At 50.7% G+C, this 17108-nt stretch carries 14 protein-coding genes; 4 read left to right on the top strand and 10 right to left on the bottom strand.

Annotation, left to right across the window (positions count from 1 at the left end; genetic code table 11):
• Positions 1-8: 8 nt before the first annotated feature.
• From SGBXF1_RS12015 to SGBXF1_RS12030, 4 genes are read right to left on the bottom strand one after another with little or no spacing between them, the layout of a single operon-like run.
• Positions 9-851 carry a carbohydrate ABC transporter permease gene (locus tag SGBXF1_RS12015; RefSeq protein ID WP_130380666.1) on the bottom strand — a complete coding sequence of 281 codons (843 nt, stop codon included), beginning with the start codon at positions 849-851 and terminating at the stop codon, positions 9-11.
• Positions 848-1759 (bottom strand): carbohydrate ABC transporter permease, encoded by a 912-nt coding sequence (locus tag SGBXF1_RS12020; RefSeq protein WP_186428442.1) that lies wholly within the window; start codon positions 1757-1759, stop codon positions 848-850. Before SGBXF1_RS12020 ends, SGBXF1_RS12015 begins: the two co-directional genes overlap by 4 nt.
• Before the next feature lie 11 nt (positions 1760-1770).
• A complete protein-coding gene (locus tag SGBXF1_RS12025; RefSeq protein ID WP_061806209.1) occupies positions 1771-3054 on the bottom strand; it encodes an ABC transporter substrate-binding protein in 1284 nt (427 codons plus the stop codon).
• Between the two features lie 32 nt (positions 3055-3086).
• A complete protein-coding gene (locus tag SGBXF1_RS12030; protein ID WP_186428443.1) occupies positions 3087-4193 on the bottom strand; it encodes an ABC transporter ATP-binding protein in 1107 nt (368 codons plus the stop codon).
• A gap of 319 nt (positions 4194-4512) precedes the next feature.
• On the opposite strand from SGBXF1_RS12030, the gene SGBXF1_RS12035 reads away from it, so the two are divergent.
• Both SGBXF1_RS12035 and adhP read left to right on the top strand, forming a co-directional pair.
• Positions 4513-4719: a hypothetical protein gene (locus tag SGBXF1_RS12035; protein ID WP_037415930.1), complete on the top strand. Its 207-nt coding sequence runs from the start codon at positions 4513-4515 to the stop codon at positions 4717-4719.
• 155 nt (positions 4720-4874) lie between these two features.
• Entirely contained in the window at positions 4875-5888 is a 1014-nt protein-coding gene (adhP, locus tag SGBXF1_RS12040; protein WP_037415129.1) for an alcohol dehydrogenase AdhP, read from the top strand.
• A 143-nt stretch (positions 5889-6031) separates the two neighbouring features.
• On the opposite strand, the gene SGBXF1_RS23960 is transcribed toward adhP, so the two are convergent.
• The 3 genes from SGBXF1_RS23960 to exaC form a co-directional block, all read right to left on the bottom strand.
• Positions 6032-6232, bottom strand: a complete 201-nt coding sequence (locus SGBXF1_RS23960; RefSeq protein ID WP_186428444.1) for an alpha/beta fold hydrolase — start codon at positions 6230-6232, stop codon at positions 6032-6034.
• A 74-nt stretch (positions 6233-6306) separates the two neighbouring features.
• On the bottom strand, positions 6307-6912 hold the full coding sequence (locus SGBXF1_RS12050; protein ID WP_186428445.1) for a DUF2239 family protein: 606 nt from the start codon (positions 6910-6912) through the stop codon (positions 6307-6309).
• A 252-nt stretch (positions 6913-7164) separates the two neighbouring features.
• Entirely contained in the window at positions 7165-8685 is a 1521-nt protein-coding gene (exaC, locus tag SGBXF1_RS12055; protein ID WP_037415140.1) for an acetaldehyde dehydrogenase ExaC, read from the bottom strand.
• A gap of 281 nt (positions 8686-8966) precedes the next feature.
• Between exaC and SGBXF1_RS12060 the strand changes: the two genes are divergently transcribed.
• Positions 8967-10766, top strand: coding sequence for a sigma-54-dependent Fis family transcriptional regulator (locus SGBXF1_RS12060; RefSeq protein ID WP_186426868.1), 1800 nt, complete (start codon positions 8967-8969; stop codon positions 10764-10766).
• A 39-nt stretch (positions 10767-10805) separates the two neighbouring features.
• On the opposite strand, the gene SGBXF1_RS12065 is transcribed toward SGBXF1_RS12060, so the two are convergent.
• Positions 10806-11732, bottom strand: coding sequence for an ABC transporter substrate-binding protein (locus tag SGBXF1_RS12065; RefSeq protein WP_186426869.1), 927 nt, complete (start codon positions 11730-11732; stop codon positions 10806-10808).
• A gap of 168 nt (positions 11733-11900) precedes the next feature.
• Between SGBXF1_RS12065 and SGBXF1_RS12070 the strand changes: the two genes are divergently transcribed.
• Positions 11901-13121, top strand: a complete 1221-nt coding sequence (locus SGBXF1_RS12070) for a styrene monooxygenase/indole monooxygenase family protein (protein WP_186426870.1) — start codon at positions 11901-11903, stop codon at positions 13119-13121.
• Between the two features lie 94 nt (positions 13122-13215).
• Here SGBXF1_RS12070 and SGBXF1_RS12075 read toward each other — a convergent pair whose 3' ends face one another.
• Both SGBXF1_RS12075 and SGBXF1_RS12080 read right to left on the bottom strand, forming a co-directional pair.
• On the bottom strand, positions 13216-13851 hold the full coding sequence (locus tag SGBXF1_RS12075; RefSeq protein WP_186426871.1) for a hypothetical protein: 636 nt from the start codon (positions 13849-13851) through the stop codon (positions 13216-13218).
• Positions 13852-14870: 1019 nt separating this feature from the next.
• Positions 14871-16958: a putative bifunctional diguanylate cyclase/phosphodiesterase gene (locus SGBXF1_RS12080; RefSeq protein WP_186426872.1), complete on the bottom strand. Its 2088-nt coding sequence runs from the start codon at positions 16956-16958 to the stop codon at positions 14871-14873.
• Positions 16959-17108: the final 150 nt, after the last annotated feature.

The raw sequence follows: 17108 nt of genomic DNA on the forward strand, positions 1-17108 counted from the left end.
GCTCAGCGCTAGCGAATGCCGGCGCGCATAAAGGATTGAACAAATTGACGCTGAAACACTAAAAACAACACGAGTAACGGCACAGAGGTCATCAGCGTCGCGGCCCCTATTAAGGCCCATTGCACGCCTTGCTCCGGTGCTGAAAATAGCTGTAGCCCCACGGTCAGCGGCCGTACGTTAACCGAATCGGTAATGACCAGCGGCCAGAGAAAATCATTCCAGTGAAAACTGATTGAGACCAAGGCAAATGCGACATACACCGGTTTCGCCAGCGGGATATAAATACGGCGTAATATGTAAAACCGGCTGGCACCTTCGACAATTGCCGCTTCTTCCAGTACCAATGGGATGCTTTTAAACGTCTGTCGCAACAGGAAAATAGCGAATGCTGAGGCAAAATAAGGCAGGGCAATCCCCAAAAGGGTATCGCGCAGCCCCAAGGCGCCAATGGTCTGGTAGTTATTCAGGATCAGCACGTCCGGGCTGATCATCAACTGCAAGAGCACCAGAGCAAACAGTATGCCTGCGCCTTTGAGCCGGAACCGTACCAGGGCATAGGCTGCCATGGTAGCCAGTATCAGTTGAAAGAAAACAATCAGCAGTACCAGCGAGATGGTGTTGAGGAAATAGCGTCCAAAAGGGGCGGCATGCCAGGCATTGATAAAGTTTTGGGCGGTTAAAGGGGCGAAAAGGGAAAAACCGCCTTGATCGGCGGCGGGATGAATCGCTACCCAGGTCGCGACCAGGATCGGGAAGATCCACAGTAAAGCGGCCCCCCAGGTAAGTAAGTTCCAGCCAATACGGCGTAACGACACGGATTGTGTCGGCGCAGCGGTGAGGGAAAGGCTCATTGATAGTAGGCTCGCTTATCCAGCAAATTGAATTTAATTAACGCAATTGACGCCAAAATGACCAGCAACACGGTGGTCATTGCTGAGGCGTAAGGCAGATCCCAATAGCTGAACGCCGTACGGTAGATGTAGAACAGCAGCAGGCTAGTGCTGTTGTCCGGTCCCCCGTTGGTCATGGCGATCACTTGGTCGACAATGCGGAAAGCATTCATCGAGGCGTTGATCAGGATAAACAGTGTGGTTGGCATCAGCAGTGGCCATTGGATCCGTCTAAAGAAGTAGCCGCGTGACGCCCCTTCGATCTCGGCAGCTTCAGCCAGTTTGGGGTCAATCTGCTGCAGCGCGGCCAGATAAAAAATCATGAAGAAACCGGCTTCACGCCACACCGACACGGCCATCAGGCAATACAGCGCAGAGTCCGGATCGCCCAGCCAGTTCACTGCTGGCAGCGAAAACATCGCCAACAGTTGATTCAATAACCCCACTTGAGGGGTATAGAAGAACAACCACAGATTGGCGATTGCTACCATCGGTAGCAGTGACGGAATAAAGAAGGCGGCGCGGGCAAATGCGGTACCGCGCATGCGCCGGTTTACCGCCAAGGCCATCAACAACGCTAATCCAACAGCCAGCGGAATGGTGATTGCCGCATACAGCAGGTTATTGCGTAAGGCCAGAATGAAGGTTTCGTCGTCCAGCAATGCACGGTAGTTTTCCAGCCCAACGAATTGGGCCGGTCGGTTATTGTGCGCTGCGCTGAAGACGCTTTCCCACACCGTAGCCAGCGCCGGATAATGGGTAAAGGTAATCAGAAAAACCAATGCCGGCAGAACCAACAAATAGCCATAAAGCTGTAAAGAGAAACGCTTATGGCGGGCGGCGGGCAAAGCAGAGTGCGATATGGTCATGCCGGCCCCGGTTATTGGTAACGTTGCAACAGGCGATCAGCCTGCTTTTGCGCGCTTTCTAACGCCTGCGCCGGGGTTTTGCCTTGCGTCACAGCCGCCTCTACGGCGCGGTTCAGCAACTCCTGAATCTGCACGCTGTTATAGGTTGAGAGCTCCGGTTGCGAATAGGCTAACTGCTCACGCGCGACAGTCGCTTGCGGGACATTGACCGCATATTCTTTCATGGTTGCGGTTTCCCATGCGGCCGGTGAGGTGGCGACATAGCCCGTGGCGATGCTCCAGCGAGCGGCTTGTTCTGGCGCTGAAAGCCAGCGCATAAAGGTCACGGCGGCTTTTTGTTGTGCCGGACTTGTCCCTTTGAACAAATACAAGTTGCCGCCGCCGGTTGGGCTACCGCGCTGCGTTTTCTCTGGCAGCATGGCGACCCCAAATGGGAACTTGGCGTTTTCACGTACGGTGGTCAGGTTACCGGTTGTGGTAACCATCATGGCGGTTTTGCCGTCGATAAAGTCCTGCGGCGTTGTACTCCAGGTAATGGCACCCTTTGGCGATACTTGATATTTCTGTGCCAGATCGGTCAGCCAGGTCAGTGCTTCAACGTTAGCAGGGGTATTAAAAGTCACGGCCGTTCCCTTGCCATTATCCAAATGACTGCCATTGGTGGCAGCAATCCCCTGGAAGGTCCAGTAGCCAATCGGGGTGGAAGGGATCTCAATCCCCCATTGCTTAACCTCGTTGCCATTGCGCACTACCAATTTTTGACCAAAATCAACCACCTGTTGCCAGTTGGCTGGTGGGGTTTCGCCATTTAACCCCGCTTGCTGAAATGCCTGTTTATTCCAATACAGCACCACGGTAGAGCGCTGGAAAGGAATGCTCCAAACCTTGCCCTGGATTTTGCGAATAAATGCCGGGTAGAAACCGTCGATCCAGGCTTTACCAGCCTCATCATTAGCCAAATCACTGACCGGTAAAATGGCACCCGCGTCAATCAATGAATAGGCTTCGATATCGCCAATCACGGCAATTTGTGGGGCATTGCCGCCGCGGAAGGCGGTTAATGCTTTAGTCACTGTGGTGGCGTAGTCACCGGTATAAACGGGTTGAATACTGATATCTGGGTGCAGTTTCTCGAAATCAGCCACTAACCCTTCAACGGTATGGCTAATTTTCCCGCCGACGGCAATCGGATAGTACATTTGCAGCTTCACGGCATCCGCTGCCAGGGCAGAAACAGAAACGCCAAACAACAGCACGGCAGCGCTTAATGTAGATAAACGGATAGAGACGGACATGGTTTTCCCCTGAAGTAAAATAGTGCTTTTGATTATTGAACTGCGTATTGATACGTCACTGTCTGAAAGGCGTGTTCCAGGTGGTGGCAACGCTCACCACTGCTGGTTGAAAATAGGTACTGCGCCGCTGCTGCCCATTGCAGGCCAACCAGGCTGCCTTCGGTAAAATGTTGCATGCCGGGTATTTTGACTGTGATCTGCCCCGGAACCGCAGGCAGATGGCAAACGGCGAGCGTATCGGCGCCCATGTATTCCGCACTGAGGATCTGGCCGGTGAGGTTGCCGCTGCCCGGAGCGCAGAGACGAATGTCTTCGGCGCGGATACCTAAACTCAGAGCCGTCTCCTGATGGCCAGGTACGACGGGCAGCGGGGCGTTACCGATATGGTGTCCACCGCCTTTGCGAGTTAGGGGGATGATGTTCATCGGGGGGGCGCCAATAAACTGAGCGGCAAAAATGCTGGCCGGGTTGTTATATAAATTGTCTGGGGTATCGTGCTGCTCAATGCGGCCATCGTTCAGCAGAATGATCTTGTCCGCCATACTCATGGCTTCAGTTTGATCATGGGTGACATACAACATGGTCAAACCCAGTTTGCGTTGCAGAGCACGGATTTCTCGGCGCATGCTCTGACGCAGTTTGGCGTCCAGGTTGGATAAGGGTTCGTCCATCAGACACAGTTTGTTTTGGGCTATCACCGCACGGCCTAATGCCACACGCTGTTGCTGTCCACCGGAAAGCTGTGCCGGCAGGCGATCCAGCAGCGGCTCTAACTCCATCAGCTTACTGATCTCCGCCAACCGAGCGGCAAAATGCTGCTTGTCTTCGCCCCGAGCTCGCAGGCCAAACAGCAGGTTCTCACGCACGCTGAGGTGTGGGAATAACGCATAAGACTGGAAAACCATAGACAGCTTACGTTGGGAAGGCGGCAGGGCCGTCACGTCACGTTGCTGGATCTGAATTATGCCGCTGTCGGCGTTCTCTAACCCGGCCAAAGTTCGCAGCAGGGTTGATTTTCCACAGCCGGAAGGGCCCAGAAGTGCAACAAAGTCACCTTCCTGCACGTCAAAGCTGACGTCATCCAGCGCGGTTTTGTCGCCCCAGGTTTTTTTGATGTTATTGAGTGATAAATAGCTCATGGCGCTTCTTAAAGTGGCGTGTTCTAGCCACCCTAGCCGCAGCATATTTATCTGGTATGAATAATTAATGACAGTTGTATGTCGCCCGGTGTAAACACCCAGGCAGGAAAGATGGCTTGCCGACCGTCGTCCATGTTAAATTTAACACCGAGACTCCGTAGCCCCTGATGACAAAGAGAATTTAACATGAAGAACGGCTATTTTTGTTCCATTGCGATGGGCGTTTCAGTCGGGTGCATGCTGACCAGGATGTGTGACGTGGCTATGCCACTACGGGCGGTTGAATATCATCGATAATCACGCTGAGTCTGAGCCGTCAGTGACTAAGCGCACAGCCAAACCACGCCGCCCGCACGGACGGTGGGTCTACTATATTCTGCATGAAGATATTCTGTGGCCTTGCCCGGTAAAGTGGGAGTGGGAAAGCAGTTACCATGCCTGGCTGCCTTTTTACTATTCACCGACGCTGGAGTTTGTGGCCGGCAACCCTGCCAAAGCGACAAAAATCACGAAAACCAAGCGTTAATCTTTATTCTCGCTTATAAGCCCTGTTTGTCTCACTCGCTAACCATATAGTTTAACTCCCTGTTTTTAAACAAAACAGCGCATACCTTGCCCTCAGCAATTACAGTAACTACATTAACAACTGGACTTTCAACGTAACCTGAGAGGATATGCCCTATGAAAGCTGCCGTAGTCACCAAAAACCACAGTGTAGATATTCAGGAAAAGCAGCTTCGCCCATTGAAGCACGGCGAAGCGGCACTCAAGATGGAGTGTTGTGGGGTGTGTCATACCGATCTTCATGTCAAAAATGGGGATTTCGGCGAGGTACCCGGTATCACCTTGGGCCATGAAGGGGTCGGGGTTGTCACTTCGGTTGGCGAAGGTGTGACCTCGTTAAAAGTGGGGGACCGTGCCAGTGTTGCCTGGTTCTACCAGGGCTGCGGCCACTGTGAATATTGCGTCAATGGCAACGAAACCCTGTGCCGTTCGGTCAAAAATGCCGGTTACAGCGTTGATGGCGGCATGGCAGAGGAATGCATCGTAGTAGCAGATTACGCTGTCAAGGTGCCTGATGGCCTGGACTCTTTTGCTGCCAGCAGCATTACCTGCGCTGGGGTCACCACCTATAAAGCGGTGAAGATTTCCGACATTAAACCTGGGCAGTGGATCGCAATTTATGGTTTGGGCGGTTTGGGTAACCTGGCTTTGCAGTACGCCAAAAATGTGTTTAACGCCAAAGTGATCGCCATTGACGTTAACCAAGGGCAGTTGGATTTCGCAAAAGAGATTGGTGCGGACCTTGTGATCAACTCTAAAACTGAAAACGCCGAAGAGATTATTCAGCAAAAAGTCGGAGGTGCCCATGCTGCCGTGGTCACCGCCGTGGCGCGCTCTGCCTTTAACTCTGCCGTGAATGCCGTCCGTGCCGGGGGCAAAGTGGTTGCCGTGGGGCTGCCGCCGGAGAGTATGGATCTGAGTATTCCACGCCTGGTGTTGGATGGTATTCAGGTGGTGGGCTCGCTGGTAGGGACTCGGGAAGACCTTAAAGAGGCTTTCCAGTTTGCCGCTGAAGGCAAAGTGACGCCGAAAGTGACGAAAAGGCCGCTGGGAGATATCAACGCGATCTTCGAAGAGATGAAGTCAGGTACCATTCGTGGCCGTATGGTCATCGATCTTTCCGCGTCTTAATGTAATAAGCAAACGGAAGGGGTAATGCTTGTCGGTTACGGCGGGCAAGCATTACTTTAACAGGATCTACCTTGGGAGCAGCCGGTTCCGCTGTTCTCAATCACTCGGGCGCGCCAGTATTGATAGCGCGACGCGCAACCCGATCAATCATGCGATGAGCAACCCGCGTCACGATTGTCAAAGCGAATCACACGATAGCCTTTTGCCACCAGACTTTCACAAAATAACACCGGCCAGCGGATCATCTGCGTGCCAAGACCGGAGATTAAAAGAAGTGGCTCGGCATGCTTATCGCCGAAGCTGTCACAACTCAGATTGATGCCATTTACATTGAACGTCTTCATTTACCCGTCCGATTCGATACTTCAGGACACATGCACACAGTATTTACGGTGCAGACATCAATAAGCGCCTTGCTTCATACCTGATCGTAGGCCGCTAAACTCATTGCGTAATTGCGAATGTCAGTAGGCCATTTGGCAGTAAGTTGGATGAATTTTTCTGAGTCCCCCGCGAACAATGCTCGTGAACTTTCTTCGAAGCCGGGCATATTGCCCGCCATTGTCGACATGAACTGGTAAGCACGTTCCTGCGTCCTGCGCTTATCGTCACGGTCCACGGTGTTGCGCCTGGCCTCTTCAACGAGTTTGCGTAAGGCGACAGAGGCCCCTCCCGGCTGTGTCGACAACCAATCCCAATGGCGAGGAAGTAGCGTAACCTCGCGTGGGATCACGCCGAGCTTTGGTCTGCCACGGCCACGTGGCTGAAGTGAGGATTGAGCGCTATCGATGGATTCAGATGCTTCTATAGGGTCTTTGGCTAACCGAGTGATCGCTTCAGCGTCTGTTCCACGAATATCGACCTCTTGGACTCGGCCTGTACGGTCATCAAAGATCAATACCGGTTCAGTGGAACCTGACGCTATAGCCCGCTTTACAGCCAGCACGTTGGTTTCCAGGTTGCCACAGGCAATGCGTTTTACACCGTCAAAGCTGGTGAAGGAGGGGGTATCTACAGTTTTCATGGCGATATCGTCAGAGTTTCAATGTTGTATAATTATATCCGGGTAAAATTAAACATCAATTAATACCCGGATAAAATTCAAAATCGGCTTTGTTACTGACGATGTTGAGCGCCCCTGAAAGCATCAAACGCAGCGGAGACACAGCGGTGTGGGTTGCAAGGGACCCTGTTTTGGGTCCCTTGCCAGGTAGAGGTGTTATAGCTGAGGTCTAGAGACTAACGAACAGACATTTGGCCTTATCCCGACAACAAATTAAAACAGCCCGAGTGGTTTTGCGTCGTAACTGACTAACAGATTCTTCACCTGTTGGTAATGCGACAACGCCACTTTGTGGGTTTCGCGACCGACGCCAGAGTTTTTATACCCGCCGAAAGCAGCATGCGCAGGGTAGAGATGATAACAGTTAGTCCAAACACGCCCGGCCTTAATGGCACGTCCCATACGGTAGGCACGGTTGACATCACGGGTCCACAGGCCGGCACCCAGCCCGAACTCACTGTCGTTTGCCAGTGCCAGAGCTTCGGCTTCATCTTTGAACGTGGTTACACCGATCACCGGCCCGAAGATCTCCTCACGGAAGAAACGCATGCTGTTATTACCGGTAATCAGCGTCGGCTGAAGATAGAAACCGCTCTGCAATGTCTGTTCATGGCTGGCGCGTTCACCACCGGCAATGATTTTCCCGCCTTCATTTTTGGCGATCTCAATATAAGAGAGGATCTTGTCGAACTGCTGTTGAGACGCTTGTGCACCAATCATGGTGTCGGTATCAAAGGGGTCGCCCTGGCGAATGGTAGTGATACGCGCCAATACTTTCTCCATAAATTGTGGGTAGATCGACTCCTGGATCAGTGCGCGTGAAGGACAGGTACAGACTTCACCTTGGTTAAAGAAGCCGAGGATCAGCCCTTCAACAGCTTTGTCGATAAACTCCGGTTCGGCCTGCATAATGTCTTCAAAGAAGATATTAGGCGACTTGCCGCCCAGCTCCACGGTGCTGGGGATAATGTTTTCAGCTGCACAGGCGAGAATGTGCCGGCCCACCGGCGTTGAACCTGTAAAGGCGATTTTGTCGATGCGTTTGCTGGTCGCCAACGCCTCACCGGCTTCTTTACCAAAGCCCTGAACCACGTTGAGAACCCCTGGTGGCAGCAGATCGCCAATCATTTCCAGCAGCACACAGATGCTGAGTGGCGTTTGTTCTGCGGGTTTGAGTACGACGCAGTTGCCAGCTGCCAGCGCCGGGGCCAGTTTCCAGGCGGCCATCAGCAGCGGGAAGTTCCAGGGAATAATCTGTCCAACCACGCCCAGGGGCTCATAAATATGGTAGGCCACGGTATTTTGGTCGATCTCAGCGGCAGTACCTTCTTGCGCGCGCAGGCAACCGGCAAAATAGCGGAAATGGTCAATCGCCAGAGGGATATCAGCATTGAGCGTTTCGCGGATCGGTTTACCGTTATCCCAGCTTTCAGTCAACGCCAGCAATTCTAGCTGCGACGCCATGCGATCGGCGATTGCCAGTAACACGTTGGAACGTTCCTGTACGCTGGCTTTGCCCCAGGTTTCTGCTGCGGCATGTGCGGCATCCAACGCCAGTTCGATATCTTTTGCATCTGAGCGCGGAAACTCTGCGACTGTTTGACCTGTCATTGGGGAGGTGTCAGTGAAGTAGTTGCCTGAAACGGGTTCGACAAATTTGCCACCAATATAATTGCCATAGCGTTTTTTGAAAGACACCAACGAGCCAGGTAAACCGGGATGAACGTATTTCATGTAAACACCTCTCATGGGAACTGACACTGTAGGGTTGACGCCTGAATGCACGACGCCATCGCAGAAACCATAAGCATTACCTATGCCACATTGTGATGACACAGTACTCCATAAAAACAAAAGTATTTAATATCATAAAGTTAAAGGTATAAAATACCTGCTCGCGACAATAAAACCGTTGTCTTATTATTCATTTCTATTATTTTTTGTGTTCCATGTCGCAACGCATGGGACACATTCATGATACAAAAATGCAACACTTTATTTGGCGGGAGTTGGGTATGTTGCATAAAGACCAGACCACCCAGACCGGGTTTTCCTCTGATAGCGATAATCTGTCACTCCCCAGTACACTCTCAGAATCCTGGTTACGTAGCCAACACTATGGCTTGAACCGAGCTGACGATCTGGTGCCTTTTGTACGGCCTGCTTTGCTCAATGAAGTGCGTGGTCAAAACGGTTGGGTTGCGCAATTGGCACAGCCGCTGATTGCGCGTTTAGGCAACGAAATTAACCGCCAGCCCTCCATTGTGGTGGTCTCTGATGCCTGTGGATTGGTGTTGGAGACCTGCGGGAATACTGACTTTCTACATAAAGCGTCGCGCATCTCTCTGGCTCCAGGCAACTTGTGGGGGGAACAAGAGCGTGGCACTAACGCCATAGGTACTGCGCTGGCGTTGGGGAGCCTGTGCGAAGTCAACGGTGATGAACACTTCCTTAATCAGAATACAGGGCTTTATTGTTCGGCAGCGCCGATTTACCGGCCCAACGGCGTGATTGCTGGGGTGCTGGATATCTCTACACCGGCGCAGCGCCCATATAATAATGCGCGCTCACTGATATTACAGGCGGTCAGGCATATTGAGCATCAGTGGGTGATGAGTGGCGTGACTGCTCAGCATTGGACGCTGCGGCTGCACAGTGATGCGCGTATGCTCGGCAGCGCACAAGAGCTGGTATTGGTGTTCCAGGACGATATTCTTACCGCTGCCAATCGACTGGCGATGCAAGAGTTTAATCTCTCGGTGGCTTCTTTTGGCACGCTAGACTTTGCCTCACTGTTCCCGGATATGTCACGACAGGCGATGAATGCGCCACGCCAGACGCTGGCGATCAATAATCGCCACTATTACTCACTGTTGCAGATGCCGGAAAGGCATTCGCAAGTCGTTAAGCCGCTGGCACCGCCTTTTGATCGTGATGGCGCTGACAGGCAGAAAGCATTACGTATTCTAAATGCCGGTCTGGCGCTCTGTATTCGTGGGGAAACCGGCTGCGGCAAAGAGTATTTCAGCCAAAGGTTATTTGAGGAAAGTCGGCGTCGGCAGGGAAGTTTTGTGGCGATTAACTGTGCGGCACTGCCTGAAAGCCTGATTGAATCCGAACTCTTTGGCTATGCGCCAGGGGCGTTTACCGGTGCTAATCCCAAAGGGTACATGGGCAAAATCAGAGAAGCCGACGGTGGCGTATTGTTCCTGGATGAAATTGGCGATATGCCGCTGGGCTTACAAACCCGACTGCTGCGTGTGCTTCAGGAAAAAACGGTTACGCCGCTCGGCAGCCACATCTCCTACGCGGTAGATTTTTCGCTGATCTGCGCCACCCATCAGGATCTGGATCAGCAGGTTGCCGCAGGAGCCTTCCGCGAAGATTTACTGTACCGTATCCAGGAATTCAATCTGCGTATATTGCCGCTGCGTGAACGGGCACACGTGGATCGTTTTATTCTTAATCTTTGGCGTGAACTGGGGGGCGAGCAGCGTGGTATCAAGCTGGGGCCTGATGTCGTCGCGGCGTTGGTGCGTTATCCGTGGCCAGGGAATGTGCGGCAGTTGTTGAGCATGCTCAAGGTGTTGTTGGCTCTGACCGATGATGGCAATCTGATCACGCTTGACGATCTACCTGAGCCGTTCAGCGCAGTCTCGTCATCTAGCACAGAGACCCTGACGGCACCGCAAGACATGATTGATGCCATCAGACATGCCAACGGTAATATCAGCCAGGCGGCGAAACGGCTGGGGGTATCACGCAGTACGCTTTACCGCAAAATGGAGAAAAGCAGGGGACGTGTGGCGGACTGACGGTAACCAAGGCCCACGCGTTGGGCCTTGGCGTTAGAATTACTTATCTCCCAATCCCAAAGGGTTAATTTCAGAATGTTCGATTTTCTCGTCGCTTTCTGCCCAACGATCCAACACTTTCAGGTAACTGCCATTGGCAATTGCACTATTGAGTGAAGCTTGCACGGCATCAACCAACCCATTGCCTTTTTTTACCGTGACCGCAATGTTAGCACTGCGTGGCCACCCGCCAGGCACGATGCCAACCAGCGTCGTTTTACCGTTTAACTTCGCCTGATAAGCGCCGGACACGTTTGGACCAAAGGTCGCATCCGCCCGACCAGACTGGATGGCCAGCGTCGCGGCAGCCTTATCAGTGACGTAAATCGGCTGAAGGGCTGGTAAACCTTTCGCCTGGTTCTCCTTATCCCAGGCAAGCAGCACGGCCTCCTGATTAGTGCCGGAATCCACGATGATCTTTTTACCGGCAATATCCGGTGCCGATTTTATCGAGGTGATTTTACTGCCGGTCTTCACATAGAAACCCAGCGTATCCTGGCGATAGGTAGCAAAGTCGAATTTGGTTTTACGTTCCTGAGTCACGGTAATGTTATAAATCGCCGCGTCGTATTTCCCAGAGGTGACACCCAGTGGCCAATCTTCCCATGAGGTCGGTACCAGCTTGAGTTTCAGTCCCAGTCCATCGGCAACCAGCCGCGCAATATCCGACTCACTGCCAATCACCGTTTTATTATCACGGGCGTATAACCCAAATGGCGGGCCGCTGCCCAAAATTGACACCGCTACGGTTAAGGTATTGGGTTCGACGAATTTAAACCCTGCCGGAATTTTGGCCACAGCCTCGGCGCTTTTCACCGTATTAATGGGTGTTTCGTTAGCGACCAGATCAATGCCCGGCGCAGCATTAGCCAGGGAGGAAAGGCTCAAGAGTGCCGCCGCTGCGGTGAGTTTTGCTCTATACATCATTATGATTACCTGCATTATTATGTTGTTGGGGCGGTCAAGGCACTATCCTTTAAGCCGTTAAATCTGTGAACGAACAAAATTGGCTAACTAATTTTAGAAATGTCACGTTGTGCCCGCGTTGCGGCGCAGAGTGGGCTTGTGACCCTTAACTGAAAAAGAGAATGCAACATGAGAACTATTGCCATTGTAGGCGCGGGGCAATCTGGCCTGCAGTTGGCGCTTAGCCTGTTGGCTGAAGGCTATCCGGTTACGTTGATGACCAACCGTGATGCGAGACAAGTGCGTGACGGCAGAGTCATGTCCAGTCAATGCATGTTTCACGACGCACTTGAGGCTGAGCGGGACCGGCAACTAAACTTCTGGGAGGAAGATGCCCCGTGTATTGAGGGGATTAGCCTGACACTTGCTGAGCCTCAATATGCGGAGCTGCCGATATTGCATTGGCGCGGCGACCTGGATCAATACGCGCAATCTGTGGATCAACGGTTGAAAATGGCCGGCTGGATGGAAGAGTTTGAACGGCTCGGCGGCAAGTTAGTGATTGCTGACGTCGGGATCGAGGCCTTAGAACGGTTGACGGCCAGTCATGACTTAGTGCTGTTAGCTGCGGGCAAAGGTGACATTGTTAACCAGTTTGGGTTGGATACGCAGCGCAGTCGGTTTGATCGACCACAGCGCGCGCTGGCGCTGACCTATATTCATGGTATGCGTCCAATGGAGAGCGGGGATCAAATTAACTTTAACCTGATTCCTGGCGTGGGAGAGTACTTTACCTTTCCAGCGTACAGCCTGAGCGGCGTTTGTGACATCATGGTGTTTGAAGGGATTCCAGGTGGCCCAATGGACTGCTGGGACGGAGCTAATACGGCGGAACAACATCTGCACACAAGCCGGGATATCCTCAAACGCTGGTTACCTTGGGAGGCGGAGCGCTGCAAAGACATCGAACTGACCGATGCGCAAGGCTTTATGGCGGGGCGTTTCACCCCTTGTGTACGCCAGCCAATACTGACATTGCCTTCCGGTCGTCAGGTCTTGGGTATGGCGGATGCATTGGTATTAAACGATCCTATAACCGGTCAGGGGTCTAACAGCGCGGCCAAATGTGCACGCCTTTATCTGGCACAGATTATCGCCCGCAGCGACGCGGCGTTTGATGCGGATTGGATGGAGCACACCTTTGAGCTTTATTGGGATTATGCCCGCCACGTTGTCAACTGGACCAACAGCATGCTATTACCGCCGCCACCGCATGTGATGGAGTTGATGTTTAATGCAGCTCATTCGGATGTGCTGGCGGACAAAATTGTCAATGGGTTCAACGATCCTACCCAATTTGAGCCCTGGTGGTTCTCGCCAGAGCGGGTACCTGGACTGCTATCTGAGTGACTCGACAGTAATACCGACCCTATTTTTGACCTTAAACGCAAAAGGAGGCCAAGGCCTCCTTTCAACAACATCATCGTTGATGTGCCTGAGTTACTCAGGAAATAACGTTGATGTATGGGTCAAACCAGAAATAGCCTTTGCAACTGCCATCTACAAATAGCGTGAACTCAAGCCCGTAATTCAGAAGCCCGATAGAATCCCCGATATCGAATGTCACGTAAGGGTGGAAGGTGCGCGGCGTCGAGGAGGTGCCGTCCTGCCCAGCTATCACGCCGCCATCCCGCCAGTATGTGGTGAATGGTGCGTTATCATCGGCCCACTGAGGCTGCGTGGGCGCGTAATCGAAACTATATTCATCGTTGTGTCTTTCCATGAATGCAGGCAGGTCGAGCGGTTTGTCTTCCCCGAGTATATTAATCTGTGTATTAGGATCGGTAGGCGTACCGGTCACGAAGGTCTTAGGCGTTTCATTTCCCACTTTCCAGGAATGCGCGACGAAACGCACTGGCGCAATAATGATGTTTGGTTGACGGTTCAGATCCTCCAACCAGATCTGGATCTGCTCTTCCTGAGAGACCGGCACCGGATAATCACCATCGAAATTCTGCGGGGTGGCTTTATCTTGGCTGACGAGCATTTTGGGATGATCAACCGCCACGGGGTTATCGAAGGTACCACCTTTAGCCGGAAGCGTACCCGTATCAACAGTAAAAATAATCTGTGTTCTCATTTATCACGATATGAAGGCATCCCGTTCGCAAGATTTCTGGCGTGTTGACATTATGAGGGTAGTTAACGCTCATCTGTTATTGTCATTACTCAGACGGTCTTGCAAACTTTCAACATTCACCCTTTTACAAAATAGTTAATATTTATCAGCACATATCGCTTTTAACGATATGAAGCTGACGTATTTTTTCGCATGCTTGAACACGAACTACTGTGAAAGGCGTTTTTCGGTATCATTACCACGTGATTTAAATAAGAATAATCAACGGGTAGTCCCGAAAGATATTCTCGATCAGTGATTCATTAATGGTAGTAAGTTATCTCTCACAATAATATGTGAGGGAGTTGCCATCATGAGTAAAATGATGGTTATTGAAAGATAGAATAGGCACGATTGAATATCAATGGCGAAAAGTAAATATAATTAATTAACGCAGGTGTGAAATGATTAAAATGAAACAAATAATGATGATATTAATCTCATGATGAATGATTTGCATGCCTGGTTAATTAACAAGCTAAAAAACCTTGTCAGAGTCAAATGAAACTGTATGAATAAAATTGTAATTGTCTGTTTTTAAATTGGTTTTTACATTAAATTGAGTTCGGGGTATCCCGGTTATTGGCCGTTTTTACTTAGGTAAGATTTACTCCAGCATGTTGTTTTGCGAGCATTTTTCCGTTGAGCAGTGGATTTTCTTAATGTGAAAATCCATTTTTTTGCGTCGGGAATCATTAAGGAAACGAATAAAAACATGCTGTTAAACAGCCTTTCTAAGGATATTTGGTATTACGCACCCATCAATTTTATATATCGTTTTTTAAACTCATGAGTATAGATAATAACTTTTTATCATTGACTTGCTCTATTTTTAGATTGAGTGTGGTTGTGACTTTTGGTGTTAAATAAGTGACATTGCAAGAGAGGTGATTACCTTATTCTAAAAAGTATCGGGATAATAATATCCTGCGTGGTGATAGGGGCTGCCCGGTATTACTGTCCGGGCTATGTTTATTCGCTCACAGGTTTAAAGTGACATTTTGTCGCAGCATGTTAAGCACTTTTGGCGCCTCAACGGCCTGACTAAAAAGAAATCCCTGCCCAAGGTGATAGCCTGAATCACACAACGTCTGGCGTTGCTGTTCGGTCTCAATGCCTTCTGCAATGATATCAATCGACAACTTTTGCCCCAGGATCCCCATGCTTTCCACAATGCCCAGAATGGCCGGCTCGTGATTCATACGCCGGATGAAGTCTCGGTCCAGCTTAATGCAGTCCAGAGGGTAGTCCATGAGATGTGTAAAGGATGAATGCCCGGTACCAAAGTCATCAAGTGCTATTCTGATCCCCATTTCCTTGAGCATCTGCAACGCGCGCAGTACATACTTCGAACCATGTTTGTTGAACGCATGTTCGGTGACTTCCAGCTCAATCAGGTGATGCGGAATGTGGAACATCTGCAAACGTCTCAGGAACGTTTCAGCGTAGTTATCACGTAAAAACTCGATGGGGGACGCGTTTAACGATACCGGCAAAACTTCGATACCGGCGGCTAACCAGCCAGAAATATCGGTAAAAACCTTCATCTGCATGGTTTCGCTGAGTTTGGTGGCTAATTCGTAATCGTTAAACGCCTCACTGACCGTATCAGGCATCTGCATCCCCTTTAACGGACAATACCACCGCAGCAGGGCTTCAAAACCAATGATTGCGCCATTGTTCAAGCTGACCTTGGGCTGATAACTGGGGCGGATCAGATTATTACGGACAATTTGGCGCGCGTGATTAAGTTGTGCAGCACGTTCCTTTGCCTTATCCATCATTTGCGGATTAAACATATAAACGCCACCGCGGCCGCCGTCTTTGAGTTCGTACAGGGCGGTATCGGCGCATTTCATCAGTTCTGACGCATCACGGGCATCTTGAGGGTAGATCGCACCACCGATGCTCATACCACAATGCAGCGCCTTACCCCCATATGTGATCGGTGATTCAAGCTGCATCAAAAAGGCATTGGCGATCTTGAAAATATCTTGTTCGTTTTCGACGTCGCTAATCACTATCGCAAATTCATCGCCCCCTAAGCGGGAGACGAAGGAGTTGTTGTTCAGGTATGCCGTTAATCGGCGGGCTAAAACGCGTAACAGATGGTCACCTGCGGCGTGTCCAAGGGTATCGTTAACCAGCTTAAAGTGATCAAGATCCAGCAAAATCAGCCCCAGGGACGTATTGTTGCTCAAGGCTTGTTTCATTTCTTGTTTTAATTTCTTCTTAAATAAACGTCGATTGGGTAAGCCGGTCAATTCGTCATATTCACTGGCGATCAATAACCGCTTTTCAGCTATTCGCTGGGAGGTCACATCGCGGGAAACACACAATATATTTTGTATCTGTTCATCTTTGTCGAAAACGGGGCTAAGGATATTATCCCAATGTTGAAGCGTGCCCGTTGGTGAGGCACTGAGACCGGCGAAGCGGGCATTTTTCCCGTTTAATACTTTGCGCAGCGCCTTCCTGCCACGGTTGCGTACTTCGGGTTGCAGCAGCCCCAGCCAAGGCATGCCAAATTGTTGTTGGTTCTCATCCAAGCCCAAAGCGAGGTTACCCGCTTTGTTCATGTGCAGTACCGAACCGTCATTATTAATGACTTTGATACAATCGACGCTGGCGTCGAGCATATTTTTCTGCGCTGCCAATGTTTCTGCCGTTAATTGCTTTTTCAGCATTTTTTCATGGATATCGGCACAGCTAAGATACCAATGCACTAGCGTAGAGCCCTGATCTTTTTTTGCGCCGAACGACAGTAAAAACCAACGATACTCACCGCTGCAATGGCGCAGCCTGGCTTCCTGAACGAACGAATCGGCGCTGAGCATAGACTGTTGCTGCAACATAGTAATGTGGGCATATTCGTCGGAGTGTAGGGCTTCTAACCAACCGACGTCATTGTGATCAAATGAAGAAAGACCGGTATATTCACACCACAATGTATTGAAATGTCCTCCGAGTCCCTTACCAACGCCAATGAGATTTGGTAAACCATTGAAAATTTCATTAGCGATATCAACAGGATGATTTTCATCGCTGTGCTCGGGTAAAACATTCATCTGTCATTTCCTCTGAGAACCGTCCGACATTTACGCTAAAAGAAACCATTTTAATAATATTATAGTCAGCGGCAAATCGCTCTATAGCCTAGTCTGTGCGATAAAAAGCCGCCAGAGAGAATGAAATATAATTCCGAGCAACACATTAGG

Source organism: Serratia grimesii (genome assembly GCF_900186025.1).
Classification (GTDB): Bacteria; Pseudomonadota; Gammaproteobacteria; order Enterobacterales; family Enterobacteriaceae; genus Serratia; species Serratia grimesii.